The following is a 24,693-nucleotide window of genomic DNA, read 5'->3' on the forward strand; positions in this document are numbered from 1 at the left end:
CTGTTTTAACGAGGGAGAGGCATCAGACCTCTTCCATTTTTCCCAGCAGCGCACGCAGGCGCTCTTGCCAGACGTGCTGCTCTTCTTTCAGCTGCTGATTCTCACGCACCAGCGTTTCTCTGCTGCCAGATGCCTGCTGAACCTGATGGTTCAGATTACCGTTTTGTTCTTTTAGCTCTTCGATTTCCATCTGCAACAGGGTGATGGTATCAATCGCCTGCTGTACTTTCGCTTCCAGTTTCTCAAACACTTCAAATGACATTTATCTAACCTCTCCTAATCGCAGGGCATTGATGATGCTAGCCGCATGGGTGAGGAATGAACCGGCATTCCGCGGATAACAACGATGCTTCGATTGTAAGTAGAGCAGCAGCTCAAGTCCAGCAGGGAACCCCAACGCGAGCGCAGTCTGTAACAATTTTCCGTTTTAAGCGGGCCTTGCTCTCTTATCACGCCGCCGGTGATGAATACGGCGTGAAGAAATCGCGCAACCCGTGAGCGATCAAATCCGCCTTGCGAGGCCCCGGGAAGGCTAAAATACGCGAAAACGCTCATTTTCATGACGCGGTACACATTTTTCAATTTCGCTATTTCTCGTTAATGTTCGTTAACGATAGATTCACATTAGCCCTACATCAGATTCGGCTGTTCCAGCAATGGACAAAACAACAACCCTTCACCTCGCCTACAGGAATGACATCATGAGTTATGCAACAAGCACACTTAAGGGGCAGTGCATCGCGGAATTCCTCGGCACGGCCACCATCATATTTTTTGGGGCAGGCTGTGTCGCGGCCATGAAAGTTGCAGGAACCCCCTTTGGTCAGTGGGAAATCAGCATTGTCTGGGGGCTTGCGGTCGCCATGGCGGTTTATCTCACTGCCGGCATTTCGGGTGCGCACCTTAATCCTGCCGTCAGCGTTGCCATGTGGCTGTTTGCCAACTTTGATGGCCGCAAAGTGATCCCTTATGCTACCGCCCAGGTTGCCGGGGCATTTTGCTCCGCCGCGCTGGTTTACGGCCTGTATCATAATCTGTTCCTCGATTACGAACAGACGCATCAAATGGTACGCGGCAGCGTGGAAAGTCTCGATCTCGCCGGCGTCTTCTCAACCTACCCCAATCCGCATATCAGCGTGGGCCAGGCGTTTCTGGTTGAACTGACCATCACTGCCATTATGATGGCGCTGATCATGGCGCTCACCGATGACGGTAACGGCCTGCCGCGTGGCCCGATAGCCCCACTGTTGATTGGTTTGCTGATCGCCACCATCGGTGCATCAATGGGCCCTCTGACAGGTTTTGCCCTGAACCCGGCAAGAGACTTCGGCCCCAAACTGTTCGCCTGGGTCGCTGGCTGGGGCCATATTGCTTTCACCGGCGGCCGTGATATTCCCTACTTCCTTGTACCCATTTTTGGCCCGCTGCTTGGTGCCAGCCTCGGTGCCTTTGGCTATCGGGCGCTGATAACCAGCAACCTTCCGGTCGAAGTTGTGGTAAAACACGAAAAACCAGCCTCGCGCGCTGAACAATGATAAGCGCAGTCCTGCTTACTGCTTACTCCATCAGGAACAGACTATGACCGCCGAAAAGAAATTTATCGTCGCCCTCGACCAGGGAACCACCAGTTCCCGCGCCGTGATCCTCGACCATGACGCCAACATTGTCGCGGTGTCGCAGCGCGAATTCCAGCAAATCTACCCTAAGCCTGGCTGGGTTGAGCATGACCCGATGGATATCTGGGCCTCGCAAAGCTCCACGCTGGTGGAAGTGCTGGCGCATGCGGATATCAGTTCCGACCAGATTGCCGCTATCGGGATCACTAATCAGCGTGAAACCACCATTGTCTGGGATAAACACACCGGTAAACCGATCTATAACGCCATTGTCTGGCAGGATCCGCGCACGGCTGATTACTGCGCAAAGCTAAAACAACAGGGCCTGGAAGAGTACATTCGCCACACCACCGGATTAGTGATTAACCCCTACTTCTCCGGCACTAAAGTGAAATGGATCCTGGATCATGTTGAAGGTTCGCGCGAACGCGCCAGGCGTGGCGAACTGCTGTTTGGCACCGTCGACAGCTGGCTGGTGTGGAAGATGACACAGGGACGGGTGCACATCACCGACTACACCAACGCGTCGCGTACCATGATGTTCAACATTCATAAGCTTGAATGGGATCGGCGCATGCTGGAACTTCTCGATATCCCGCATGAAATGCTGCCTGAAGTGAAGTCATCCTCTGAAATTTATGGTCAGACCAATATTGGCGGTAAGGGCGGTACGCGCATCCCCATCGCGGGTATTGCCGGTGACCAGCAGGCAGCGCTGTACGGCCAGCTGTGCGTTCAGCCGGGGATGGCGAAAAACACCTACGGCACCGGCTGCTTTATGCTGATGAACACCGGCACCGAAGCTGTCACCTCTACCCACGGCCTGCTGACCACCATCGCCTGCGGCCCGCGTGGTGAAGTCAACTATGCGCTGGAAGGCGCGGTGTTTATCGGCGGCGCGTCGATTCAGTGGCTGCGTGACGAGATGAAGCTGATCGGTGACGCCACAGACTCGGAATATTTCGCGACAAAAGTGAAAGACACCAACGGCGTTTATATGGTGCCCGCCTTCACTGGCTTAGGCGCCCCGTACTGGGATCCCTATGCCCGTGGTGCCATTTTCGGCCTGACGCGCGGTGCCAACGCTAATCATATTATCCGCGCCACGCTGGAGTCGATCGCCTACCAAACCCGTGATGTGCTGGAAGCGATGCAGAACGATGCCAACACCCGCTTGCAATCGCTGCGCGTGGACGGGGGTGCCGTTGCCAATAACTTCCTGATGCAGTTCCAGTCCGATATTCTCGGTACGCGCGTTGAGCGCCCTGAAGTGCGTGAAGTAACCGCATTGGGATCGGCTTATCTGGCAGGCCTGGCCGTTGGTTTCTGGAAGGACCTGGATGAAGTACGTGCCAAGTCGGTGATCGAACGCGAATTCCGCCCGGGCATCGAAACCACCCAGCGTAACGTGCTGTACGCCGGCTGGCAAAAAGCCGTTGCCCGTGCTCAGGCATGGGAAGAGGCCGACAACAGCTAAGCGCACCTGCCCGTGGCAGTCAGCCACGGGCATCTCTCCCCTTGCATCAGGTCCGCGACTGATTTTGCCGCATCTGCCCCAGCTGAGGCATCAGGCGGATGTAAAACAGCTCACTTAACAGCTCTACAAGAGTCTGCGTAATGATAATGGCGGGCAGAACCGGGATGGCTCCGGGCACGGCCAGCGCCAGCGGCAATACCACCAGAGAGTTACGGGTTGCGGCGCTAAATGCCACTGCCCTGCCCGCAGCAGGCTCAAGGCGGAACATTCTGGCGACCATCCACCCGGCCAGCGGGGCCAGAACGGCGAATGCCACGTAGATCGGTACGGCCTGCAAGGCCATGGGCCAAACCCCTGCCAGCCGTGGCAACATGGCCGCCACCACGATAAATAACACCACGGCGGTTGCCGGAACGGGCAACAGGCCAAGCCCCTCGCAGACTGAATCACCCAGCCTGCTGCGCCTGCTCCACCGTTGCGTGATAGCGGCAAGGCACAGCGGAGCCGCAATCAGCCAGAGAAAAGCCTCAATAAATGGTTTGGGCTTAATCAGTCCTGAAGCATCTTCCCCAAGGAAAATATGCAGATATAGTGGAAGCAGCAGCACCTGAGCGATAAGTAACACCGGCGTGGAGGCCAGCAGCAGGCGGGAATCACTGCGCCCAAGCTGGGAAAAAGTAACAACATAGTCGATACAGGGTGTCAGCAGCACCAACAGCACCCCGAGCAGCAACATCCTGTTTTCCGGCAGAAATGGTATCAACACCGCAACCAAAGCCGGGACGATGACAAAATTAGCCAGTAACAGAGGTAACAAGAAACGTAACCGCGTTATCGCTTTGCCAGGCTCCGTCACCGGCACCTGCATGAAGGTCACATACAGCATCAACGCCAACGCCGGGTTAATGGCGGATGCAAGGGCTGTTGTCGCTGGCAGAACAAGGGCGACAAGGCTGGCAACGACTACCGCGGTAAAATAAATGCTGACCTGATGGTGTTCAAACCCGTTCCTGATACGGGCTGCCATGCTGGCGGCAGACGCAGACACTTATCGTTCATCCTTCTGTTATGAGGTCAACGCCCGGTCATGGAGCGTGACGAAAAACGCGTTATTTTAGTCATATTGCCTGATGCGTCCTGAAATGTATCGCCTCTGAATCGGTTGCACCAGAACAAAGCCGATCTGCAACGCTACAGCCTTGATAAACAGGGGCGTAACGATGATAAACTTGCCGCCTGATGATTTTCCCGAGGCATAACATGAAACGAGAACTGGCGATTGAATTTTCCCGTGTCACCGAGGCTGCCGCGCTGGCTGGCTATAAGTGGCTGGGCCGTGGCGATAAAAACGCGGCGGACGGCGCGGCAGTAAACGCGATGCGTATCATGCTTAATAAGGTGGATATCGACGGACAGATCGTGATTGGTGAAGGGGAAATTGATCAAGCACCAATGCTGTATATCGGTGAAAAAGTCGGTACCGGCAACGGTGATGCGGTGGATATTGCCGTCGACCCGATTGAAGGCACGCGCATGACCGCGCTGGGCCAGGCCAACGCGCTGGCGGTAATGGCCGTGGGCGATAAAGGCACCTTCCTGCACGCCCCGGATATGTATATGGAAAAGCTGGTGGTCGGCCCGGCGGCAAAAGGCATGATCGATCTGAACCTGCCGCTGGAAGAAAACCTACAGCGCGTTGCCCGCGCCATGGACAAACCGCTAAGTGAACTGACGGTCACGCTGCTGGCGAAGCCGCGTCATGATGCGGTGATTGCCCGCCTGCAACGTCTTGGCGTGCGCGTGTTTACCTTCCCGGATGGCGATGTGGCCGCCTCAATCCTCACCTGCATGCCGGACAGCGAAGTCGATGTGATGTATGGCATCGGCGGCGCGCCGGAAGGTGTGGTTTCCGCAGCAGCGATCCGCGCGCTGGATGGCGATATGCAGGCCCGCCTGCTTGCCCGGCATGAGGTAAAAGGCGACAGCGCTGAACATCGCCGTCTGGGGGAGCAGGAACAGGCCCGCTGCGATGAAATGGGTATTAAGACCGGCCAGGTACTGGCGCTGGAACAAATGGCGCGCAACGACAACGTCATTTTCTCCGCCACCGGCATTACCAGCGGCGACCTGTTAAAAGGCATCACGCGCAATGGCAATATGGCCACCAGTGAAACGCTGCTGATCCGCGGCAAATCGCGCACCATTCGCCGCATCCAGTCGATTCATTATCTCGACCTGAAAGACGAAAATCTGCATCCGTATATTTGGTGATCCACCGGGCGGGCCGCGCAATAAAGCCCGGTCGCTGGCGTTTAAGCCCTGTACGGTTCGGGTCCCTTTGACAGCGGCAGCCAGCACAGCAGGATCAGCAGCGCAGTGGTAAACATCAGCATGCCGAGACTGAACTGACCGTTTTGCGGCAGCATGGCCGACAGCCACGCAGTCAGGCCGGAACCCAAATTCTGTAGCCCGCCCACCAGCGCCCCGGCGGTACCCGCCATATACGGCCACGGCTCCATCGCCCCGGTGGTGGCCAGTGGAAACAGCATTCCGGCACCGAAAAAGAACAGCGATGCCGGCACGATCAGTGTCCACAGGTTCATAATCCCCAGCCAGCCGGGGATCCACATCATCACGCCCGCCAGCAGGCAGCTGTTTACCGCATACCACATCACGCTAACAAAGGGTTTGTCGCTGCGTCCGGCAAACCAGGCCCCGAAGAAAGCGGCAGGCAGTGGCAAAATAAACAGCAGGCTAACGGCCAGGCTACTCATGCCCAGCACACCACCCATCAGTACGCCGCAGCTGGCCTCAAACACCGCAATGCCGGCCAGTGCACCTATCAGGATAACCAGATAGCGAACAAACTGACCATCGGCCAGCAGTGGGCGATAGCGTGAGAAAGACGGCCGCTGCGGCTGACCCGCTGGCCGGGTCTCCGGTAGCCAGCGCAGCATTGCCGCCGACACCGCCAGGCACAGCAGCAGTAAGAAGGCGAAGCAGGCCTGCCAGCCGAACAGATACGTCAGCCCGGCACCGATCGCAGGCGCAATCAGCGGACTGATCAGGATCCCCATGTTCAGCAGGCTGTTGGCATGACGCAGCGCGCTGCCGCCATAGAGATCGCGCGGCATGGTACGCGCCATGACGCCGGCCACGCCGGTGCCCATTCCCTGGATGGCCGCTCCCAGCACCAGTGCGTTCAGGCTGCTTGCCTGCAGCGCGGTAACAGAGCCCATAATAAACACCGCCATCCCCAGCAAAATCACCGGACGACGGCCAATGCTGTCTGACAGCGGGCCATAAAACAGCTGTGATGCCCCGTAGGTCATCAGGTAGGCAGCCATCACCTGTTGCACCATACCGTCACTAATATGAAATGCCGCAGCAATGGTCGGCATCGCCGGGACATAGATAGTCTGCGCCATCTGCCCTACCGCCAACAAAGTAATCAGCATCACCAACAGGTATCTGTTCTCAATCGTTTTCATCGACTCACATCAGTATCATTTGCGGAAAAAATCCTTTAGCCAGCAGGATCCGCCAGAACATCCGGCATTATGGCGGAGAAAATATCAGGATTATCAGACAAAGCGAGCGCGATGCCGTAAATAGCAGACGTATTGCTGTCAGTAAAAAAAGGCGCTGCTGTAAGTTTTTTTTTACGCCTGGGATCATTCGTGCGCATAATTTGTCGATATGAGCTTTCCCTACGCTCGCCAGCTGGAAAAAACCGTCATGGCTGGTAAAGATAGCCGCAGAAACGCCAATCATGTTGCAAACGAATTAAGGAGTGTTTTATGGCCGTATGGGTTAATGCCCGTGTGAAAAAAGTCACCGACTGGACCGACAGTCTGTTCAGCCTGACGGTGACGGCCCCCATCGATCCGTTTATTGCCGGGCAATATGCCAAGCTGGCGCTGGAAACTGATGGCGAACGCGTGGTGCGTGCTTACTCTTATGTTAATGCTCCGCGCAGCCCGGACCTCGAGTTCTATCTGGTTACCGTGCCGGAAGGCAAACTGAGCCCGAAACTGCATGCGCTGCAACCCGGTGATGAAGTGATGATTACCGCAGACGCCCAGGGGTTCTTTATCCTTGATGAAATTCCGCCGTGCGAGACGCTGTGGATGCTGGCAACGGGCACGGCAATCGGACCATATTTGTCTATCTTGCAGGAAGGGAAAGGGCTGGCGCGTTTTAAAAATATCGTGCTGGTCCATGCGGCGCGCTACGCGCAGGATCTGAGCTACCTGCCGCTGATGCAGCAGCTACAACAGCGTTACTGCGGGCAGCTACAGGTTCATACCGTTGTCAGTCGTGAGGAGATTGCCGGTTCACTGACCGGCAGAGTCCCGGCGCTGATTGAAAACGGGCAGCTGGAAAGCGTCACCGGCCTGAAGATAGATGCCGAAAACAGCCATGTGATGCTGTGCGGCAACCCGCAGATGGTGCGTGATACGCAACAGCTGCTGAAAGAGAGCCGCGGTATGCGTAAACACCTGAAACGCAAGCCTGGGCACATCACCAGCGAACACTACTGGTAATCGGCCATTCTGCGGCGTAGGAAATTCACCGACTGCGCCGGTTTACCAAAGCGATTGTCGCTGGGCGTGCCGGCTAACCCGCCGATCTCCACCAGCATGCCGATCAGGATCAGGGTTGGAATGAAACGGCCCACCAGCCATTGCGCTTCGTTCGGCAGCAGCGCCCAGTTTCCCGCCATCAGCATCCAGGCCACGACCACCAGCAGCGCCCAATGGCCCCCCTTGTTGCGATCGTGCAAACGCTTCACCAGTACCGCACTGGTTGGCCACAGCAGGGCCACAACGCAGAATGCGGCGGTCTGGGTCTCCAGTAGGCCATTGCCCGCCAGCGTAAATAACAGTACCAGCATTAACAGCCAGCAACACTGCCAAATCCAGAAGTCACGCCGCCTCAGACGACCGCGATAAGAAAAACACCATTTTTGTAAGGTCATTATTTTTATCTCAGGATTCGGGCGCCTTTGACTTGGACAGCCATTGTCCGTTTTAATCTTGGGCTGAAATGACGGATTAGGGCCGACGAAATGAAGAAAGCGATTTGGGCAGGGATTGCACTGCTTGCCTCCATAACGACAACTGCCGCATGCGCCGCTGTCGATCCAGCAGGCCAGACGGATCCAATCTCGTCCGCGCCGTACCTGCAAGCAGGTGCGCCTGTCTTCGATATCACGATTGCTCAGTTTCGCGAAAAGTATAATGCGGCCAATGCCGCACTGCCTTTAGCTGAATATCGCGCTATTGACAGCCGGAATGATAAAAGCAATCTGACGCGTGCAGCCACTAAGATCAATGAAAATCTTTACTCCTCTACCGCGCTGGAGCACGGCACGGGAAAAATCAAAACCTTGCAGATTACCTGGCTACCGATACCCGGCCCGGAGCAGAAAAGCTCACGCGATAAAGCCCTGGCCTATATGGCTGCTTTGATACGCTTCTTCGAACCGATGCTCAGTGTTGAAAAGAGCGTTCAGCGGGTAAACGCACTGTTGGCAAAGGGCAAGGGTTTACGTTTTTACCAGCAAACCGAGGGCGCACTGCGCTATATCGTTGCGGATAACGGCGAAAAAGGGCTGACCTTCGCGGTGGAGCCGGTGAAGCTGGCGCTGGCAACGCCTTAAGATGGCCGGCCCAAAGGATGACGAAAAGCAAAGCCTTTCCGATATTTACTCTTTATACTGTCCGGCAGACAATGCTGTCCGTGGCAGCTTTAACACTCTCTAAGCGTGGAGGATATAATGCGATATCCATTAGTTATGGGTAACTGGAAACTGAACGGCAACAAGCACATGGTCAACGAACTGATCGCCGGTCTGCGTACCGAGCTGAACGGCGTTGATGGTTGTGGCGTGGCGATTGCTCCACCTGTCATGTACCTGGATCAGGCGAAGCAGGCCATTTCCGGCAGCCCTGTCGCCTTGGGTGCGCAGAACGTGGACGTCAATCTGTCTGGCGCTTTCACCGGCGAAGTTTCTGCCGAGATGCTGAAAGACATCGGCGCACGGTACATCATTATTGGCCACTCCGAGCGCCGTACCTGGCACGCAGAAAGCGATGAAGCGATCGCCAGGAAATTTGCCGTGCTGAAAGCGGCGGGCCTGATCCCGGTGCTGTGCATTGGTGAAACCGAAGCGGAAAACGAAGCGGGTAAAACCGAAGAAGTATGCGCACGTCAGATCGATGCGGTCCTGAATTCACAGGGCGCTGATGCCTTTAACAACGTGGTTATTGCTTACGAACCCGTATGGGCAATCGGTACCGGCAAATCAGCTACCCCGGCTCAGGCTCAGGCGGTACACAAATTTATCCGCGACCATATTGCAAAGAAAGATGCGACAGTGGCCGCCCGGGTCATCATTCAGTACGGGGGTTCGGTGAACGATAAAAATGCGGCAGAGCTGTTCGCTCAGCCGGATATCGACGGTGCCCTGGTCGGCGGCGCATCCCTGAAGGCCGATGCTTTCGCAGCGATCGTCAAAGCCGCAGCGGCAGCGAAAAAAGCCTGATGCGGTTATCCTGCCCCATACGGGGCAGGTTCCTGCCAAACCGTTTTATCCCCTCTTTCATCTGCCCTACGCTCACACCAAACCGTTCAAACAGGTCATGCTGTTCATCATGCTGGCAAGCGCTAACGCTGCCGATCGTGCAAATATCAGTATAAATGTTACTTATTCTATGACCATTATCATTCTTACTTTTAATCTTTAAACAATTTTTTAATTTCCCCGTAACAATGGTATATTTCTGAAGCGTTTGCACAGCGATTAAACACCTTTAAACCAGGTGGTTTTTCACTGTCAGCAACCCTGGAATAGCGTGGCAGTCAGACTGGTTGCTGACACCCCAGCGCTGTTACCCTGGCTAACTGGTTGATTTAATTCAACACACGGAGATGTCGTCTCATGCGCAAAATGGCAGTAGACAAGCACGTCGATGTATTACTGATCGGGGGTGGCGTAATGAGCGCCACACTCGGTACTTACCTGCAAGAGCTGGAGCCGGAATGGCGCATCAGCATGGTAGAACGTCTGGACGGCGTGGCAGAAGAGAGCTCGAACGGCTGGAATAATGCCGGAACTGGCCATTCAGCCCTGATGGAGCTGAACTATACCCCGGAGAATGCCGACGGCTCTGTCAATATCAAAAAAGCGATAGAGATTAACGAAGCATTCCAGATTTCCCGTCGTTTCTGGGCGCACCAGGTGCAACGTAACGTGATGAGCAATCCACAAAGCTTTATCACCAGCGTGTCGCATATGAGCTTTGTCTGGGGTGACGCCAACGTCAAGTTCCTCAAGAAACGCTTCACCACCCTTCAGCAAAGCACGCTGTTCCGTGGTATGGAGTTCTCAGAAGATCCGCAGCAGATCAGAGAGTGGGTACCACTGGTGATGGAAGGCCGCGATCATACGCAGAAAGTGGCAGCAACCCGAATTCCGACCGGAACTGACGTTAACTTCGGTGAAATCACGCGTCAGCTGGTGGCTTCGCTACAGAAGAGCGAAAAGTTTGAGCGTCAAACCAACCGTGAAGTACGTGCCATAAAACGTCATTCCGATGGCAGCTGGTGCGTTACCGTATCCGACCTGAAAAACAACGATGAAAAAACAGTCATCAGGGCGAAATACGTCTTTATCGGGGCCGGTGGGGCCGCCCTGACGCTGCTGCAAGAATCCGGTATTCCGGAAGCCAAAAACTACGCCGGATTCCCGGTCGGCGGCGAGTTCCTCGTCACCGACAACCCGGAGCTGGTCAGGCGCCATCAAGCCAAGGTGTATGGTAAAGCCTCCGTTGGCGCGCCGCCCATGTCGGTCCCTCATCTGGATTCCAGAGTGCTGGACGGCAAGCAGGTGCTGCTGTTTGGGCCCTTTGCTACCTTCTCCACCAAGTTCCTGAAACAGGGTTCCCTGTGGGATATGTTCAGCTCCATCACCCCATCAAACCTGGCACCAATGCTGCGTGTCGGCCTTGATAATTTTAATCTGGTGAAGTATCTGGTCGGCCAGGTGATGCTGGGTGAAGATGACCGCATTAATGCATTACGCGAGTATTTCCCGCAGGCGCAGAAGCACGACTGGCGCAGGGTGAAGGCCGGTCAACGCGTGCAGATCATCCAGAAGGATGCTAACAGGGGCGGCGTGCTGAAGCTGGGTACCGAAGTGGTCACTTCACAGGACGGCACGATATCGGCGCTGCTCGGCGCATCTCCCGGCGCTTCTACCGCAGCACCCATCATGCTGGAACTGATGAGCAAAGTGTTCAAACAGCAGATGGCCACGCCGCAATGGCAGAGCAAGCTGAAGGCGATTATTCCGTTCTATGGACAGAAGCTGAACGGTAACGTTGCAGCTACCGAGAAAGAACTGGCTGAAACCAGTCGCATTCTGCAGCTGGATTATACGCCGATGGATCCGGCAGCCAACGATGAGCCGACCATCGCGAGCCGTTCTGTCATCGGAAAATAGCTGCGGCAAAGGCGACCGCGCAGCGGATCGCCTTTACCTTCCACCCGCATTAAGCCACTGCCGCTTTCAGCAACGACAGCGTTGGCATCGGTCATGACAGCGCCATCAGGCAGTGATACAGCCGCAGCTTCCTTGCCTCCTGTAAATGTCTGCCCTGCCGATCGCCGAACAAGGGCCAAAGCAACAAGTACGGCAGGTTCAGCAGCATAAAGCTCACCGTCAGTATCTTGCTGTTAACCGCATGCATCAGCGCGACGTTAACCGCCATCAGCCATGCCCGGCGCAGTCCAGAGTTAACGCCGGACGTGGCCAGCTTCAGATTGATTGGTCCCGGGTCATCGACCTCACGGTAATATAACGGATAAAAGAGAGATCAAGCATGAGGGTGTGCTGTAACTCCAGGCTACGGCTCTCCTGCTGCTATCCGTTCGATCAACGCTATATCTGAGCGCTGACAGGCACCGGCGCACTGGCCTGAGAGATGAGCGGCATCGCCGCCGGCGAAAATTAATGTTTAAGCATAATGCCATCCCTTTTTTAGCCATTATGTTCTATTAATACTGATGCATACTGACAACCGCCCCCTCATTAACCCTGACAGGTACCGCTATGACGCCACTACGCCCTTTTAAGCAGGTCGATGTTTTTACCTCCACCCCCTGCAGCGGTAACCCGCTGGCGGTTATTATGGATGCCAGCAATCTGAGCGATGCGCAGATGCAATCGATCGCCCGCTGGACCAATCTTTCGGAAACCACTTTCGTGCTGCCGCCAACCGATGAAGCTGCTGACTACCGGGTGCGTATTTTCACTAAGGATATGGAGCTGCCCTTCGCCGGTCATCCGACGCTCGGCACGGCCCACGCGCTGCTGGAAGCCGGTCATCCGCTCAAACAGCCCGGTCAGATGGTGCAGGAATGTCCGCTGGGCCTGGTAAAAGTCAAAATCAGCGCGGGCGGTGCGTTGGCTTTTGCCGCACCTGAAGCCATTCTCACCCCGTTCAGCGATGCGCCCATCACCAGCGCGCTGAACAGCGAACTGCTGGAGGAACAGCTACCGGTGATGATTGCGGATATGGGTATTCGCTGGCTGCTGGTGCCGATGACCTCTGCTGCGGCCGTTTTAGCGACGAAGCCAGATGCGGTGGAGTTTTCCCGCCTGGTGCAAAAAGCACGGGTGAATGGGGTAATGATATTTGCTCCGCTGCAAGGGGAAAATGAGCAGTACGAAGTGCGGGCGCTGATGGCTGAACAGGGCGCGCTGGCCGAAGACCCGGTGACCGGCAGCGCCAACGCCTGCCTGGCGCGTTATTTCCAGGCGCGCGGGGTGGAACTGGATTATCACGTCCGCCAGGGAACGGCGATACAGCGCGCGGGTCGGCTTAGCGTTAATTATGCCTGTGACGGTATCTGGATAGGCGGGCAAACCGTCACGGTGATTGACGGTAGCGTTCAGGTATAGATATCGGGGCCGGGGTGCAGTCTGGTCCGCCGCTTATTGCACGTTCGGGCAGGCAGTCTGGTCCGCCGCTTATTGCACGTTCGGGCAGATTGAATGCCTGATCTTCGCAGCAATGTCACGGGCTGATGAAAATGTGCGATCCACACCTCCTCCATCAGCCGTGCCAGTGATGCCTGGAAACATGGCAACTGGCGGTGATGCAAGCGTAGTGGATTGCTCATTCCGGATACGGCAACAAGCGGGTAAGGTAGCAAGAGAAAATCAAGATAATCCCTCATAAATATCCTGGTTATTTATCGTTTTGCAAGTATGACCATTAATGAAGCCAGGTTTTGTTCATCCTCCACAGAGACTATCGAGGCTCATTAACTGGTTAGCCATGCTATGAAACCTTACGTTGACTGGCCAGCAGGCTATAATTGGCAGCAGACAGTTTAGCAAAAGGATAAAAGAAGGATTCATGACGGATAATCAACAATGCGACATCGAAAACTCACCGCAGTCTGCGGATCACCCGCTGATTGCGATAAAAACCGGTAATCATACTATCGACAAATCCATCACCCGCGTCTCACGGCTGGTTAGCTGGTTCCAGGCTATTCCGGCGGTGGCGCACTTTTTGCGGGCAGGAGAGCGATTTAACGACCGCCTCGGCAGCCAGTTTGGCGCTGCCATCACCTATTTTTCATTTTTGTCACTCATCCCCATCCTGATGGTTTCGTTTGCCGCCGTCGGTTTCGTACTCGCATCGAATCAGGATCTGCTGACCGAGCTGATCGGCAAGATCGTCAGTAACATTAGCGATCCGTCGCTGGCCTCTACGCTGAAAAATACGGTAAATACCGCCATTCAGCAACGCACCACCGTCGGCCTGACGGGACTGCTGGTCGCTCTTTATTCCGGAATTAGCTGGATGGGGAACCTGCGCGAGGCCATCCGCGCCCAGTCACGTGATGTCTGGGAGCGGGCGCCGCAGGACCAGGAAAAAATCTGGTTTAAATATTCGCGCGACTTTATTTCGCTAATCGGTTTGGTACTGGCATTAATTATCACCCTGTCACTTACCTCAATCGCCGGGGCGGCACAGGCAAGTATCGTGCGGGCACTGGGGCTTGAAAATATTGAATGGTTACGCCCGGTGATGACGCTGATCGCTTTATCGATCTCGATTTTTGCTAACTATTTACTGTTTTTGTGGATTTTCTGGATACTACCGCGCCATAAACCGCGCAAACGGGCGCTGTTTCGCGGTACCCTGCTGGCAGCAATAGGTTTTGAAGCGATCAAATTCATCATGACCCTGACACTGCCTGAACTGGCTTCGTCGCCTTCCGGGGCCGCTTTCGGTTCAGTGCTGGGACTGATGGCATTTTTCTACTTCTTTGCACGGCTGATCCTTTTCTGTGCCGCCTGGATCGCCACGGCGCAATACCCAAACGACCCGGAAGACGCTGAAGACGCTGAAAACGCTGAGAAAGGCTGAACTCCCTGCGGGTCGATCCCCCTGACAGGTCGGCCCCGGAGTGGTTCTCGTCGCCCACGCTCCCGAATCCCACTGGTTAATGCTTTATTGCAACAATGCACAGCTGTGATCCTGCAGCTCCTCGGCAGAAGCCCGGTTTAACAGCAGCAGATGACGTTTCACGACCATCAATACCCGTTTATCATCCCCTAATGCCGCGACAGCGATGCTGTAACTGCCCATGTCGTCGCGTGCGCCGGGCAGTTCATTCGCCAGACGGATAAACGGGCTGGTGCGTTTAAATTCGTCGTGCGTCACTACCCGCAGCAGATATTCACGTTCTCCGAGCTGATAGGTTTGCCATGTGGCATCCAGCTGCGGGCCCAGCTCATCCAGCCGCTGACGAATATCCGGGCGTAAACAGGAGATATGGACATGAAGCTGATTTTGTGTGCGCCCCCAGCGTGAATTGACGGCCAGTGCATAGATGCGATCGTCGATACGCTCTCCGCGCCGTTCCTCCATAAAGTGGCGTGTCCGCCATGCTTCAGAGAGGAAATTAGGCGTTGCAGGATTCAGTAGTTTTTGACTCTCAATTCCGGTAATTTTGGCAACCGGGATCAGCAAAAATTGTAGCTGGCCATTTCGATCTTTCATCACCACGTATCCATCAGCAATATTGACCTGACGGCATGGGGCCGGGTTGCTTTTCAGCAGCTGGCCTGGAATGCATTGCTGACTGATTACCTGCCAAAGATGATTTGATTTATTGCTAAGATTCAGTGCGATATAGACACAAAATACTGTCATCAGTCCCAAGAAAACTATCAGAACGGTAATGACCCGTTTTCGCTCCTGCATTATTTCAAACCTCTACCCGAAAATTGCTCACAATGTAATCTAAGCAGGGCAGAAAATCATGGAGAATCACTCATTTTTAGCGCATTTATTGGAAATAAACTAACCGCGACATCCACTTAAATCAAATACGGTCCAAAAAAAGAGCCAACAGTTGTCAGCTCTCTTTGGCGGCATTAAGCAATGAATTAGCGCTTCATCACCTGGTCGTACGTGCCGCCTTCTGCAAAGTGAATTTTCTGTGCCTGGGTCCAGCCACCGAACTTGCCATCAATGGTAAACAGCTTTACCGGCTGGAAGATGCCGGCATACTTTTTAGCCACGGCGGCATCACGCGGGCGATAGAAATTTTGTGCGGCAATGTCCTGCCCTTCGGTCGAATAGAGGTACTTCAGATAATCATCGGCCACTTTACGCGTGCCGCGATCGTCGACCACTTTATCGACCACGGAAACGGTCGGCTCAGCGAGGATCGACTCGCTTGGGGTAACGATATCGAACTGGTCTTTACCCAGCTTATTGACCGCCAGACAAGCCTCATTTTCCCATGCGATCAGCACATCACCAATGCCGCGTTCAACAAAGGTGTTGGTTGCACCGCGCGCGCCGGAGTCCTGTACTTCAACATTTTTAAACAGCGCCTTAACGTACTCCTGCGCTTTTGCCTGATTGCCGTGATTCTGATCCAGCGCCCATCCCCAGGCAGCCAGATAGTTCCAGCGCGCTCCGCCGGACGTTTTGGGATTTGGGGTAATCACCGAAACGCCTGGCTTAATCAAATCCTGCCAGTCTCGAATCTGTTTCGGATTGCCTTTGCGTACCAGGAACACAATCGTGGAAGTGTAAGGTGCGGAGTTATCCGGCAGGCGTTTGATCCAGTTTTTATCAATACGGCCACGTTCGGCAATCGCGTCCACGTCAGACGCCAGCGCCAGCGTTACCACATCGGCCTTGATACCATTAATTACCGAGGTTGCCTGCTTGCCGGATCCTCCGTGCGACTGACGAATGATGACGTTATCGCCGGTAGTCTGCTTATAGTGCGTGCTGAAGGCTCTGTTGTACTGTTCATACAGCTCACGGGTCGGATCATATGACACGTTTAATAACTGGATGTCCTTCGCCAGTACGCTGGTTGAGGCCAGTACCAGGGTAACTCCCACGCTCCACTTATTCATTGCACGCACTCCCAAAGGTTTATCTGTTATGGAGCGTGACACAGAGTGTTGTACGTATTAAAGAATTAAAAATTAGTTATAATAACTATATGGAATAAACACTGGCATAATAAAGGCGCTGTCTCCCAGCGCCTTGTTTTTGTTCAGTATAGTTTCTTGGCAGTATCCAGCCAGTCACCTTTAAACGGACGTTTCATGTTTTCGATCGCGTCGATAATATCGTGATGCACCATCTTCTCGTTCTGAATGCCGACACAGCGGCCACCGTAGCCCTGTAACAGCAGTTCTATCGAGTAGGCACCCATGCGTGACGCGAGAATACGGTCATAAGCAACCGGAGCGCCGCCGCGCTGAATATGACCCAGCACCGTCGCGCGCGTTTCACGTTTGGTTTCCTGTTCGATATATTTCGCCAAATCGTCGATATCGCAGATATGTTCCGTAATCGCCACGATCGCATGTTTTTTACCTTTGGCAATCCCGGCTTTGATCTCACCCACCAGCTCTTCACGGGTATAAGGAATTTCCGGCAGCACGATAAACTCACAGCCACCGGCAATCGCCGCTGCCAGCGTCAGATCGCCACAGTAACGCCCCATAACCTCGACGATAGAAATACGCTGGTGCGAGGACGAAGTATCACGCAGACGGTCGATAGCCTCCACCACGGTTTCCAGCGCGGTAAAATAGCCAATGGTGTAATCGGTGCCGGCCACGTCGTTATCAATAGTGCCCGGCAGTCCAATACATGGGAAGCCCATTTCGGTCAGGCGCTTGGCCCCCATATAAGACCCGTCACCGCCGATCACTACCAGTGCGTCTATACCACGTTTCTTCATGTTTTCGATGGCGACGCTGCGCACGTCCTCATGGCGAAACTCCGGGAAGCGCGCGGAGCCCAGGAAAGTACCGCCGCGGTTGATCATATCCGACACGCTGTAGCGGTCGAGATTGATCATGCGGTCTTCATACAAACCCAGATAGCCGTCATAAATGCCGCAAACTTCAAGACCTTCGCTAAGGGCGGCGCGCACAACACCGCGGATCGCAGCATTCATGCCTGGGGCATCGCCACCACTGGTCAGTACACCGATTTTTTTGATCATGACAACCTCTGAACTTGTTGATGCAAATAATGAATTCTGGACGCCGCAGCGGGTCGACGTGCTAAAAAGACAATCGACTCAATTAATGGCAATAGTATATCAAACCCTGCAGGCTGAATTGGTTGAGGTCTGGCAGTATTTGGCTATTTTTTTGCGCTGTCGCATCTTTAAGACAATTTGAGCACGCCATTCTCCTGAGATCGTATTACTGGCCAAATTTGCCACGGCGTTCTTTCGCTACCACAGAGCGAGGATCCTGATGAATGATCACATCAGAACCAGGAAACTTATGCAGCAGCGCCTGTTCAACCTGGTCCGCCAGCTGATGCGCCTCACATAGCGGCAGATGATCGTCCATTTCCAGATGCAGCTGGATAAAACGCGTGGGGCCGGACTGCCGGGTACGAATATCATGAGCGCCACATACGCCAGGCCAGGCTGCGACAATATCAACAATCGCCTGATGTTCTGCAACGGGCAGGGCACGGTCGAGCAGTGCTTGCACCGCATCATATCCCATACGTAAAGCGCTATATAAAATCCAGCAGCCAATGCCTAGAGCAAACAACGCATCGGCGCGGTGAAAGCCATACCAGCTCAGCGCCAAAGCCAGCAAAATAGCGCCATTCATCACCACGTCAGACTGATAGTGCAGCATGTCGGCGCGGATTGCCTGGCTGCGAGTATGGCGAACCACCCAGCGCTGGAAAGTGACCAGAATCAATGTAGAAACCAGTGCGGTCAGCGTAACAACAATCCCCACCAACGGGGCTTTCATCTGTTCAGGGGAGGCAAGATGTTGTAAGCCGGTAAGGAACAGGAAAAGCGCGGAACCGCAGATAAACATACTTTGTGCCAGCGCGGCGAGAGACTCGGCCTTACCGTGACCAAAAGTGTGTTCGGCATCGGCGGGCTGCAACGAATAACGCACAACCAGCAGGTTAGTTAATGAAGCGGCAATATCAACCAGCGAATCCACCAGCGCCGCCAGCACGCTGACCGACCCGGTATACCAACAGGCGAAGATTTTAATAATCAACAGCAGCGAAGCCAGTACCGTGGCGGCAATTGCCGCTGCAAAGACCCGCCGCGCATAGTTTGCCATCATAGCGCTGCTCACCTGATTTAGTTGATCAAGTATACTGGATCTCCGGCAAAAAAAACCCCGCCATAAGGGCAGGGGTAGACAGGGATGTGCCGGTGGCAAGGTAAACAGGGATAATGTGTTTCTGCTGACCGTGTTACTGGTGACTAAGGGGTGCTATCGGTGCTGCTTGCTGCCTGCAGCGGTGAAGATAGCTGCATATTCGTCAGCCTGCGCAGTTCATCAAGGCGCTGCTGGTGTTTCTGTTGCAAAATACTTTGTTGCTGGGGCGTTAACAAATGGAACATCTGGTTGCGAACCCTGCCCATTTCGACCTGACGGATAGCTTCAGCATGGGCAATTTTCTTCGCCTGAGCCTCGTAGGCCGCTTCATCAAATTTATCTGCAATAATCAGCTCGTGCAGACGGTCTAAATCGCTAATACTTATAGGAGATCGATCGTACCTGGCCTGCTGCATCAGGTCACGCATCTGCTGACGTTGCTGCTCTGTCAGGCTGATGCCATCAAACATGTTGCTTTGTGGAACTTGCCTCAGTATACGGTTCGTTGCGTCATCCTGATGCATCTCTCCAGTCGTCGCGGCAATTGCAGCCCAGGCGGCGAAGAGAGTCATTATCAGCGCCGGAACCACAACGACGGCAGTTACTTTGCGCATCGTTCACTCCCAGATACGTTTCCGTATTTTGATTCAACCAAATCGAGTCTACGGAGCATGCTGCAAACATGCGTAAGGGGGTGTAAAACTACGTAAAGTCATAGATTGAGCGCATTCGTTCACGGTATTTTGCCTGCGGAGGGCAACAAAAAATGAATAAGATCTTATTGGTTGACGACGACCGCGAATTGACTTCGCTACTGAAAGAATTGCTTGAAATGGAAGGGTTTAACGTTCTGGTTGCTGGTGATGGCGAGCAAGCTCTGACGCTACTGGATAGCACCGTCGACCTGTTATTACTTGATGTGATGATGCCCAAGAAAAACGGTCTCGATACTCTTAAGGAACTGCGTCAACAACATCAGACGCCGGTAATTATGTTAACAGCGCGCGGAAGCGAACTGGACCGCGTACTTGGGCTTGAACTGGGGGCCGATGACTACCTGCCAAAACCCTTTAACGATCGTGAGCTGGTTGCGCGTATTCGCGCTATTTTGCGCCGTTCAAACTGGAGCGAACAGCAGCATCTGCAGCACGATAACAGCTCACCGACGTTGGACATTGATCTGTTACGCCTGAATCCGGGCCGTCAGGAAGCCAGCTTTGATGGGCAAACCCTGGATTTAACCGGCACTGAATTTACGCTGCTGTACCTGCTGGCACAGCATCTGGGCCAGGTGGTGTCGCGTGAACATCTCAGTCAGGAAGTGTTGGGCAAGCGTCTGACGCCATTTGACCGGGCAATTGACATGCATATCTCCAATCTGCGGCGCAAATTACCGGAACGCCAGGATGGCCATCCGTGGTTTAAAACCTTGCGAGGCCGGGGATACCTGATGGTATCGGCAACATGATATCCAGCCTGACCACCCGTATCTTTGCCATCTTCTGGCTTACTTTGGCGCTGGTACTGATGCTGGTGTTAATGCTGCCCAAACTTGATTCGCGCCAGATGACGCCGCTGCTGGACAACGAGCAGCGGCAGGGCACGATGATTGAACAGCACGTTGAAGCGGAACTCAGGCAGGATCCGCCCAATGATTTAATGTGGTGGCGCAGGCTGTTTCGCGCCATAGACAAATGGGCCCCCCCCGGACAACGCCTGCTGCTGGTCACCAGTGAAGGACGAGTGATTGGCGCGCAGCATAGTGAAATGCAGGTGATCCGTAATTTTATCGGGCAATCTGATAATGCCGATCGTCCGCAGAAGAAAAAGTATGGCCGGCTGGAGATGGTCGGTCCGTTCTCCATCCGTGATGCCGAGGATAATTATCAGCTGTATCTGATCCGCCCGGCAGGCAGCTCACAGCTGGACTTCATCAATCTGCTGTTTGACCGACCGCTATTGCTGCTGATTGTCACCATGCTGATTAGCTCCCCGCTGTTACTGTGGCTGGCCTGGAGCCTGGCAAAACCCGCGCGAAAGCTAAAACATGCCGCCGATGATGTCGCAGCAGGAAACTTGCGACAGCGGCCCGAACTGGAGTCAGGCCCCCAGGAATTCCTCGCGGCCGGGGCCAGTTTTAATCAGATGGTCAGCGCGCTGGAACGCATGATGAACGCACAGCAGCGTTTATTATCCGACATTTCCCATGAGCTACGTACCCCGCTAACGCGCCTGCAGCTGGCGACCGCGCTGATGCGCCGTCGTCATGGTGAAGGAAAAGAACTGGAGCGTATTGAAACAGAGGCGCAGCGACTTGACGGGATGATCAACGACCTGCTGGTGCTGTCGCGTACCCAGCACAAAAATGCGCTGATTAGCGAAGCAATCAAGGCTAACCATCTGTGGTCGAACGTTCTGGAAGATGCGCGCTTTGAAGCAGAGCAGATGGGGAAATTGCTCGAAATCCTTTATCCTCCCGGCCCGTGGCCGCTGTACGGTAACCCCAGCTCGCTGGAAAGCGCGCTTGAGAACATCGTGCGCAACGCCTTACGTTATTCGCACAGCAAAATCTCAGTTAGCTTCGCAGTAGACAAAAAGGGCATTACCGTGCATGTCGATGACGATGGCCCGGGAGTCAGCGAGGAAGACCGCGAACAGATTTTCCGACCATTCTACCGCACCGATGAGGCGCGCGACCGTGAATCTGGCGGCACCGGGTTGGGGCTGGCAATTGTTGACAACGCCATTCAACAGCATCGCGGCTGGGTCAGAGCCGATGACAGCCCGCTGGGTGGTTTGCGCCTGACAATATGGCTGCCGCTGTATACCACTCACAGCGAATAATTTGCTATCCTTCGGCCCTCGTTCCTGAGGGCCATAACATGCATATCGTTTTATTTGAACCCGAAATCCCGCCCAATACCGGGAACATCATCCGCCTTTGTGCCAATACCGGCTTTCAGCTGCATTTGATAGAGCCTCTCGGTTTCGCCTGGGATGATAAACGGCTGCGCCGGGCCGGGCTGGACTATCACGAATTCGCGGCAATCAGGCATCATGCCAGCTACGAGGCGTTTACCGCCTCGGAAGCGCCACAGCGTCTGTTTGCCTTAACCACGAAGGGAACGCCTGCACACAGCGCGGTAAGCTACCAGGCGGGAGATTACCTGTTATTTGGACCGGAGACGCGGGGTCTGCCGGCCAGGGTGCTTAACGCCCTGCCGGCACAGCAGAAAATTCGCATCCCGATGATGCCGGACAGCCGCAGCATGAACTTATCTAACGCGGTTTCGGTGGTGGTCTACGAGGCGTGGAGACAGCTGGATTACGCTGGCGCAATACTGAGAACCTGAATCACGTTGCAGGCGGGGCCGGGATGCCGGAATGAACGGGCCATACCCGGGAACGACGGGCACCGCCACGACCAGAATGGCAAACCTACAGCCTGTTGTCAGATCCCGTCACCAAATTCGAAACCAGGCACCATCCCGTTGAAGTGCTGGTCCATTTCCATCGATGGCTTGTCGCTGTTCGGCTTACCGACGATACGAGCCGGAACACCAGCGGCGGTGGTGTGCGGAGGCACAGGTTGTAGCACCACCGAACCAGCGCCGATCTTCGCACCGCGCCCGACTTCGATGTTACCGAGGATCTTGGCTCCGGCACCGATCATTACCCCTTCGCGGATCTTAGGGTGACGATCGCCACTGGTTTTACCGGTACCGCCAAGCGTTACCGATTGCAGAATCGAGACATCGTCTTCGATAATTGCCGTTTCGCCGACAACGATGCCGGTTGCGTGGTCAAGCATAATGCCACGACCAATTTTCGCCGCAGGGTGGATATCGACAGCGAATGAGACGGAAATTTCGTTCTGCAGATAGACGGCGAGCGCCCGGCGACCTTCGTTCCACAACCAGTGGCCAATACGGTAAGCCTGCAACGCATGGAAGCCCTTCAGATAGAGAAGCGGGGTGGAGTACTTGTCCACCGCCGGGTCGCGCAGACGTACTGCCTGGATATCGCAGGCGGCGGAGATAATCATCGACAGGTCTTGCCGATAGGCGTCCTGAATCACTTCGCGCACGGCAATAGCTGGCATAATCGGATTTGCCAACTTATTAGCCAGCATGTAGCTCAACGCGCTGCCCAGATCGTCATGTTTTAACAACGTGGCGTGGTAGAAACTGGCCAGCATCGGTTCACATTCGGCCAGCTCGCGCGCTTCCGTTTTGATTTCATCCCAGATCTGTTCAGGTTCCACACACATGACTTTCTCCCCATAAAAAAGGGCGCCCGGTCAGACGCCACAGACTGCGCACTGCATTCGGCTTAACTGCCGTTGTTCTCGTCCTTCCTTGTGCGCCCGAGCAAACTTAATGCTGCGTCATGCGCATTTTTGCCGCAATAGAGCACCTGATAAATTTGCTCAGTGATCGGCATCTCAACACCGTAGCGCTCCGCCAGCACTTTTACTTCTTTCGTATTGCGGAATCCTTCAACAACCTGGCCGATGGTCAGCTGAGCGCCCTCAACATCAGAGCCCTGCCCCAACATCATGCCAAAGCGTCGATTACGTGACTGGTTATCCGTGCATGTCAGCACTAAATCGCCCAACCCGGCCATCCCCATAAAAGTGGCAGGATCGGCACCCAGCGCAGCGCCAAGACGGCTCATTTCCGCCAGGCCACGGGTGATTAATGCGGTGCGGGCATTGGCTCCAAAACCAATGCCATCCGACATGCCTGCGCCGATAGCGATAACGTTTTTCACCGCTCCGCCCAGCTGTACGCCGATAAAATCGGGATTGTTGTACACGCGAAAACTTTTGCCACAGTGCAATAGCTGCTGTAGTTCTTCAGCAAAAATGCTATCCGTCGCCGCCAGTGCAATCGCGGTTGGCATGCCAGCCGCCAGCTCTTTGGCGAAGGTTGGCCCCGATATCACCGCCAGCGGAATGCGCTCCCCGAGGATCTCACGCGCCACATCCTGGAGTAATCGCCCGGTCTCTTTTTCCAGGCCTTTAGTAGCCCAAACCAAACGCGAATCGGCACGCAAGTGGGGCTTGATTTGCTGCAATACATCGCCAAATACGTGACTCGGCACCACCACCAGCAGATCGCGACTGGCCGCTATCGCCGCCGCAAGGTCGGTTTCAACCAGCAACGTATCAGGAAAAGGCACATCGGGAAGGAAAGCGCGGTGGCAACGGTCGGCCTGTAACTGAGCCTGGTGCCGGGGATTATGGCCCCACAGCACCACCTTATGGCCATTACGGGCCAGCGTTATCGCCAAAGCGGTGCCGTAAGAACCGGCACCGATGACGCTCATCGCAGCATAAGCGCTACGCATTACGCGTCCTGCTGCTGCACTGCACCTTCTGACTGCTGGAGATAGTTCATAAACAGCGCGTCAAAGTTAACCGGTGCAAGGTTCAGCTGCGGGAAAGTACCACGCGATACCAGGCTGGTAATGCATTCGCGGGCATACGGGAACAGGATGTTCGGGCAGTAAGCACCCAGGCAATGCGCCATCTGGGTGCCTTCAATGCCACCGACTGAGAAGATGCCCGCCTGCTGAACTTCGCACAGGAACGCAGAGTCTTCACCCACGGTAGCGGTCACCGTTACTCGCAGCACCACCTCATACACATCGTCAGCCAGCTGGCTCGACGCGGTATCGAGATCAAGCTTAACTTCAGGCTCCCACTCTTTCTGGAAAACCTGTGGCGCGTTTGGTGCTTCGAAAGAGATGTCTTTGGTATAAATACGCTGGATCTGGAAAGACGTCTCGGAATTGTTTTGTTCTGACATGGTACTTAACCCTATTAGTGAATAATCCGTTATTGTGCGGCAGCGATAGACAGGCAACAGTGCGCC

At 54.7% G+C, this 24,693-nt stretch carries 27 protein-coding genes; 12 read left to right on the forward strand and 15 right to left on the reverse strand.

All coding sequences use genetic code 11. From position 1 onward, the window contains the following. Positions 1–22: 22 nt before the first annotated feature. On the reverse strand, positions 23–262 hold the full coding sequence (gene zapB / locus JGC47_RS16510) for a cell division protein ZapB (protein WP_004154859.1): 240 nt from the start codon (positions 260–262) through the stop codon (positions 23–25). A gap of 439 nt (positions 263–701) precedes the next feature. Between zapB and JGC47_RS16515 the strand changes: the two genes are divergently transcribed. Then, a complete protein-coding gene (locus tag JGC47_RS16515; protein WP_004154857.1) occupies positions 702–1,535 on the forward strand; it encodes an MIP/aquaporin family protein in 834 nt (277 codons plus the stop codon). 43 nt (positions 1,536–1,578) lie between these two features. Continuing rightward, on the forward strand, positions 1,579–3,093 hold the full coding sequence (gene glpK, locus JGC47_RS16520; protein ID WP_004154856.1) for a glycerol kinase GlpK: 1,515 nt from the start codon (positions 1,579–1,581) through the stop codon (positions 3,091–3,093). A gap of 46 nt (positions 3,094–3,139) precedes the next feature. Here glpK and JGC47_RS16525 read toward each other — a convergent pair whose 3' ends face one another. Further along, positions 3,140–4,141 (reverse strand): arsenic resistance protein, encoded by a 1,002-nt coding sequence (locus JGC47_RS16525; RefSeq protein WP_004154855.1) that lies wholly within the window; start codon positions 4,139–4,141, stop codon positions 3,140–3,142. A gap of 212 nt (positions 4,142–4,353) precedes the next feature. Between JGC47_RS16525 and glpX the strand changes: the two genes are divergently transcribed. Beyond that, positions 4,354–5,364, forward strand: a complete 1,011-nt coding sequence (gene glpX / locus JGC47_RS16530) for a class II fructose-bisphosphatase (RefSeq protein ID WP_004154851.1) — start codon at positions 4,354–4,356, stop codon at positions 5,362–5,364. Positions 5,365–5,405: 41 nt separating this feature from the next. Here the strand turns inward: glpX and emrD are convergent, their stop codons facing one another. Together emrD and JGC47_RS16540 are read right to left on the reverse strand one after the other, a co-directional pair. Then, positions 5,406–6,584, reverse strand: a complete 1,179-nt coding sequence (emrD, locus tag JGC47_RS16535) for a multidrug efflux MFS transporter EmrD (protein ID WP_004163733.1) — start codon at positions 6,582–6,584, stop codon at positions 5,406–5,408. A 35-nt stretch (positions 6,585–6,619) separates the two neighbouring features. Beyond that, positions 6,620–6,781, reverse strand: a complete 162-nt coding sequence (locus JGC47_RS16540; protein ID WP_169799806.1) for a hypothetical protein — start codon at positions 6,779–6,781, stop codon at positions 6,620–6,622. A gap of 112 nt (positions 6,782–6,893) precedes the next feature. Between JGC47_RS16540 and fpr the strand changes: the two genes are divergently transcribed. Continuing rightward, positions 6,894–7,640, forward strand: a complete 747-nt coding sequence (gene fpr, locus JGC47_RS16545; protein WP_004154847.1) for a ferredoxin--NADP(+) reductase — start codon at positions 6,894–6,896, stop codon at positions 7,638–7,640. On the opposite strand, the gene JGC47_RS16550 is transcribed toward fpr, so the two are convergent. Next, positions 7,631–8,074, reverse strand: coding sequence for a DUF805 domain-containing protein (locus JGC47_RS16550; RefSeq protein ID WP_004154845.1), 444 nt, complete (start codon positions 8,072–8,074; stop codon positions 7,631–7,633). The two genes, fpr and JGC47_RS16550, sit on opposite strands and share 10 nt — an antisense overlap. A gap of 90 nt (positions 8,075–8,164) precedes the next feature. Here JGC47_RS16550 and JGC47_RS16555 point away from each other — a divergent pair, with 90 nt between their 5' ends. Beyond that, a complete protein-coding gene (locus tag JGC47_RS16555; RefSeq protein WP_004154844.1) occupies positions 8,165–8,758 on the forward strand; it encodes a DUF1454 family protein in 594 nt (197 codons plus the stop codon). 117 nt (positions 8,759–8,875) lie between these two features. Next, entirely contained in the window at positions 8,876–9,643 is a 768-nt protein-coding gene (gene tpiA, locus JGC47_RS16560) for a triose-phosphate isomerase (protein WP_004154843.1), read from the forward strand. Here tpiA and JGC47_RS16565 read toward each other — a convergent pair. Next, positions 9,612–9,896: a hypothetical protein gene (locus JGC47_RS16565; protein ID WP_004154842.1), complete on the reverse strand. Its 285-nt coding sequence runs from the start codon at positions 9,894–9,896 to the stop codon at positions 9,612–9,614. The two genes, tpiA and JGC47_RS16565, sit on opposite strands and share 32 nt — an antisense overlap. A gap of 143 nt (positions 9,897–10,039) precedes the next feature. On the opposite strand from JGC47_RS16565, the gene mqo reads away from it, so the two are divergent. Continuing rightward, a complete protein-coding gene (gene mqo / locus JGC47_RS16570; protein ID WP_004154841.1) occupies positions 10,040–11,602 on the forward strand; it encodes a malate dehydrogenase (quinone) in 1,563 nt (520 codons plus the stop codon). Between the two features lie 91 nt (positions 11,603–11,693). On the opposite strand, the gene JGC47_RS16575 is transcribed toward mqo, so the two are convergent. Further along, a complete protein-coding gene (locus tag JGC47_RS16575) occupies positions 11,694–11,870 on the reverse strand; it encodes a hypothetical protein (RefSeq protein ID WP_004154840.1) in 177 nt (58 codons plus the stop codon). A 341-nt stretch (positions 11,871–12,211) separates the two neighbouring features. On the opposite strand from JGC47_RS16575, the gene JGC47_RS16580 reads away from it, so the two are divergent. Continuing rightward, the gene (locus tag JGC47_RS16580) at positions 12,212–13,063 is read left to right on the forward strand and encodes a PhzF family phenazine biosynthesis protein (protein WP_004154839.1); all 852 of its coding nucleotides are present in this window, start codon (positions 12,212–12,214) and stop codon (positions 13,061–13,063) included. Between the two features lie 460 nt (positions 13,064–13,523). Beyond that, a complete protein-coding gene (gene yhjD, locus JGC47_RS16585) occupies positions 13,524–14,546 on the forward strand; it encodes an inner membrane protein YhjD (protein WP_004154837.1) in 1,023 nt (340 codons plus the stop codon). An 84-nt stretch (positions 14,547–14,630) separates the two neighbouring features. Here the strand turns inward: yhjD and JGC47_RS16590 are convergent, their stop codons facing one another. From JGC47_RS16590 to cpxP, 5 genes are all read right to left on the reverse strand, one after another. Continuing rightward, the gene (locus JGC47_RS16590) at positions 14,631–15,386 is read right to left on the reverse strand and encodes a CDP-diacylglycerol diphosphatase (RefSeq protein WP_004154836.1); all 756 of its coding nucleotides are present in this window, start codon (positions 15,384–15,386) and stop codon (positions 14,631–14,633) included. A gap of 185 nt (positions 15,387–15,571) precedes the next feature. Beyond that, on the reverse strand, positions 15,572–16,561 hold the full coding sequence (locus tag JGC47_RS16595) for a sulfate ABC transporter substrate-binding protein (RefSeq protein ID WP_004154835.1): 990 nt from the start codon (positions 16,559–16,561) through the stop codon (positions 15,572–15,574). A 143-nt stretch (positions 16,562–16,704) separates the two neighbouring features. Then, positions 16,705–17,667, reverse strand: coding sequence for a 6-phosphofructokinase (gene pfkA, locus JGC47_RS16600; protein ID WP_004154834.1), 963 nt, complete (start codon positions 17,665–17,667; stop codon positions 16,705–16,707). 205 nt (positions 17,668–17,872) lie between these two features. Continuing rightward, positions 17,873–18,775: a CDF family cation-efflux transporter FieF gene (gene fieF, locus JGC47_RS16605; protein ID WP_004154833.1), complete on the reverse strand. Its 903-nt coding sequence runs from the start codon at positions 18,773–18,775 to the stop codon at positions 17,873–17,875. 143 nt (positions 18,776–18,918) lie between these two features. Beyond that, the gene (gene cpxP, locus JGC47_RS16610) at positions 18,919–19,428 is read right to left on the reverse strand and encodes a cell-envelope stress modulator CpxP (protein WP_004154831.1); all 510 of its coding nucleotides are present in this window, start codon (positions 19,426–19,428) and stop codon (positions 18,919–18,921) included. Positions 19,429–19,580: 152 nt separating this feature from the next. Here cpxP and cpxR point away from each other — a divergent pair, with 152 nt between their 5' ends. The 3 genes from cpxR to trmL are packed head-to-tail and all read left to right on the forward strand — an operon-like array spanning position 19,581 to position 22,167. Beyond that, entirely contained in the window at positions 19,581–20,282 is a 702-nt protein-coding gene (gene cpxR, locus JGC47_RS16615; protein ID WP_004154830.1) for an envelope stress response regulator transcription factor CpxR, read from the forward strand. Next, the gene (cpxA, locus tag JGC47_RS16620) at positions 20,279–21,658 is read left to right on the forward strand and encodes an envelope stress sensor histidine kinase CpxA (protein ID WP_004154829.1); all 1,380 of its coding nucleotides are present in this window, start codon (positions 20,279–20,281) and stop codon (positions 21,656–21,658) included. The genes cpxR and cpxA overlap by 4 nt, the downstream gene beginning before the upstream one ends. 38 nt (positions 21,659–21,696) lie before the next feature. After that, a complete protein-coding gene (trmL, locus tag JGC47_RS16625; RefSeq protein ID WP_004154828.1) occupies positions 21,697–22,167 on the forward strand; it encodes a tRNA (uridine(34)/cytosine(34)/5-carboxymethylaminomethyluridine(34)-2'-O)-methyltransferase TrmL in 471 nt (156 codons plus the stop codon). Between the two features lie 98 nt (positions 22,168–22,265). Here trmL and cysE read toward each other — a convergent pair whose 3' ends face one another. The 3 genes from cysE to secB form a co-directional block, all read right to left on the reverse strand. Then, positions 22,266–23,084, reverse strand: a complete 819-nt coding sequence (gene cysE / locus JGC47_RS16630; protein ID WP_004154826.1) for a serine O-acetyltransferase — start codon at positions 23,082–23,084, stop codon at positions 22,266–22,268. A 62-nt stretch (positions 23,085–23,146) separates the two neighbouring features. Further along, positions 23,147–24,166, reverse strand: coding sequence for an NAD(P)H-dependent glycerol-3-phosphate dehydrogenase (gene gpsA / locus JGC47_RS16635; protein ID WP_004154825.1), 1,020 nt, complete (start codon positions 24,164–24,166; stop codon positions 23,147–23,149). Then, positions 24,166–24,627, reverse strand: a complete 462-nt coding sequence (secB, locus tag JGC47_RS16640) for a protein-export chaperone SecB (protein ID WP_004154822.1) — start codon at positions 24,625–24,627, stop codon at positions 24,166–24,168. The genes gpsA and secB overlap by 1 nt, the downstream gene beginning before the upstream one ends. Positions 24,628–24,693: the final 66 nt, after the last annotated feature.

Origin of the sequence: Erwinia amylovora (assembly GCF_017161565.1) — a bacterium.
GTDB lineage: Bacteria > Pseudomonadota > Gammaproteobacteria > Enterobacterales > Enterobacteriaceae > Erwinia > Erwinia amylovora.

Bases quoted from the DNA above. Each gene is read 5' to 3' on its own strand.
- zapB (WP_004154859.1), bottom strand. From the start codon at position 262: ATGTCATTTGAAGTGTTTGAGAAACTGGAAGCGAAAGTACAGCAGGCG.
- JGC47_RS16515 (WP_004154857.1), top strand. From the start codon at position 702: ATGAGTTATGCAACAAGCACACTTAAGGGGCAGTGCATCGCGGAATTC.
- glpK (WP_004154856.1), top strand. From the start codon at position 1,579: ATGACCGCCGAAAAGAAATTTATCGTCGCCCTCGACCAGGGAACCACC.
- glpX (WP_004154851.1), top strand. From the start codon at position 4,354: ATGAAACGAGAACTGGCGATTGAATTTTCCCGTGTCACCGAGGCTGCC.
- emrD (WP_004163733.1), bottom strand. From the start codon at position 6,584: ATGAAAACGATTGAGAACAGATACCTGTTGGTGATGCTGATTACTTTG.
- JGC47_RS16540 (WP_169799806.1), bottom strand. From the start codon at position 6,781: ATGCGCACGAATGATCCCAGGCGTAAAAAAAAACTTACAGCAGCGCCT.
- fpr (WP_004154847.1), top strand. From the start codon at position 6,894: ATGGCCGTATGGGTTAATGCCCGTGTGAAAAAAGTCACCGACTGGACC.
- JGC47_RS16550 (WP_004154845.1), bottom strand. From the start codon at position 8,074: ATGACCTTACAAAAATGGTGTTTTTCTTATCGCGGTCGTCTGAGGCGG.
- JGC47_RS16555 (WP_004154844.1), top strand. From the start codon at position 8,165: ATGAAGAAAGCGATTTGGGCAGGGATTGCACTGCTTGCCTCCATAACG.
- tpiA (WP_004154843.1), top strand. From the start codon at position 8,876: ATGCGATATCCATTAGTTATGGGTAACTGGAAACTGAACGGCAACAAG.
- mqo (WP_004154841.1), top strand. From the start codon at position 10,040: ATGCGCAAAATGGCAGTAGACAAGCACGTCGATGTATTACTGATCGGG.
- JGC47_RS16575 (WP_004154840.1), bottom strand. From the start codon at position 11,870: ATGGCGGTTAACGTCGCGCTGATGCATGCGGTTAACAGCAAGATACTG.
- JGC47_RS16580 (WP_004154839.1), top strand. From the start codon at position 12,212: ATGACGCCACTACGCCCTTTTAAGCAGGTCGATGTTTTTACCTCCACC.
- yhjD (WP_004154837.1), top strand. From the start codon at position 13,524: ATGACGGATAATCAACAATGCGACATCGAAAACTCACCGCAGTCTGCG.
- JGC47_RS16590 (WP_004154836.1), bottom strand. From the start codon at position 15,386: ATGCAGGAGCGAAAACGGGTCATTACCGTTCTGATAGTTTTCTTGGGA.
- JGC47_RS16595 (WP_004154835.1), bottom strand. From the start codon at position 16,561: ATGAATAAGTGGAGCGTGGGAGTTACCCTGGTACTGGCCTCAACCAGC.
- pfkA (WP_004154834.1), bottom strand. From the start codon at position 17,667: ATGATCAAAAAAATCGGTGTACTGACCAGTGGTGGCGATGCCCCAGGC.
- fieF (WP_004154833.1), bottom strand. From the start codon at position 18,775: ATGATGGCAAACTATGCGCGGCGGGTCTTTGCAGCGGCAATTGCCGCC.
- cpxP (WP_004154831.1), bottom strand. From the start codon at position 19,428: ATGCGCAAAGTAACTGCCGTCGTTGTGGTTCCGGCGCTGATAATGACT.
- cpxR (WP_004154830.1), top strand. From the start codon at position 19,581: ATGAATAAGATCTTATTGGTTGACGACGACCGCGAATTGACTTCGCTA.
- cpxA (WP_004154829.1), top strand. From the start codon at position 20,279: ATGATATCCAGCCTGACCACCCGTATCTTTGCCATCTTCTGGCTTACT.
- trmL (WP_004154828.1), top strand. From the start codon at position 21,697: ATGCATATCGTTTTATTTGAACCCGAAATCCCGCCCAATACCGGGAAC.
- cysE (WP_004154826.1), bottom strand. From the start codon at position 23,084: ATGTGTGTGGAACCTGAACAGATCTGGGATGAAATCAAAACGGAAGCG.
- gpsA (WP_004154825.1), bottom strand. From the start codon at position 24,166: ATGCGTAGCGCTTATGCTGCGATGAGCGTCATCGGTGCCGGTTCTTAC.
- secB (WP_004154822.1), bottom strand. From the start codon at position 24,627: ATGTCAGAACAAAACAATTCCGAGACGTCTTTCCAGATCCAGCGTATT.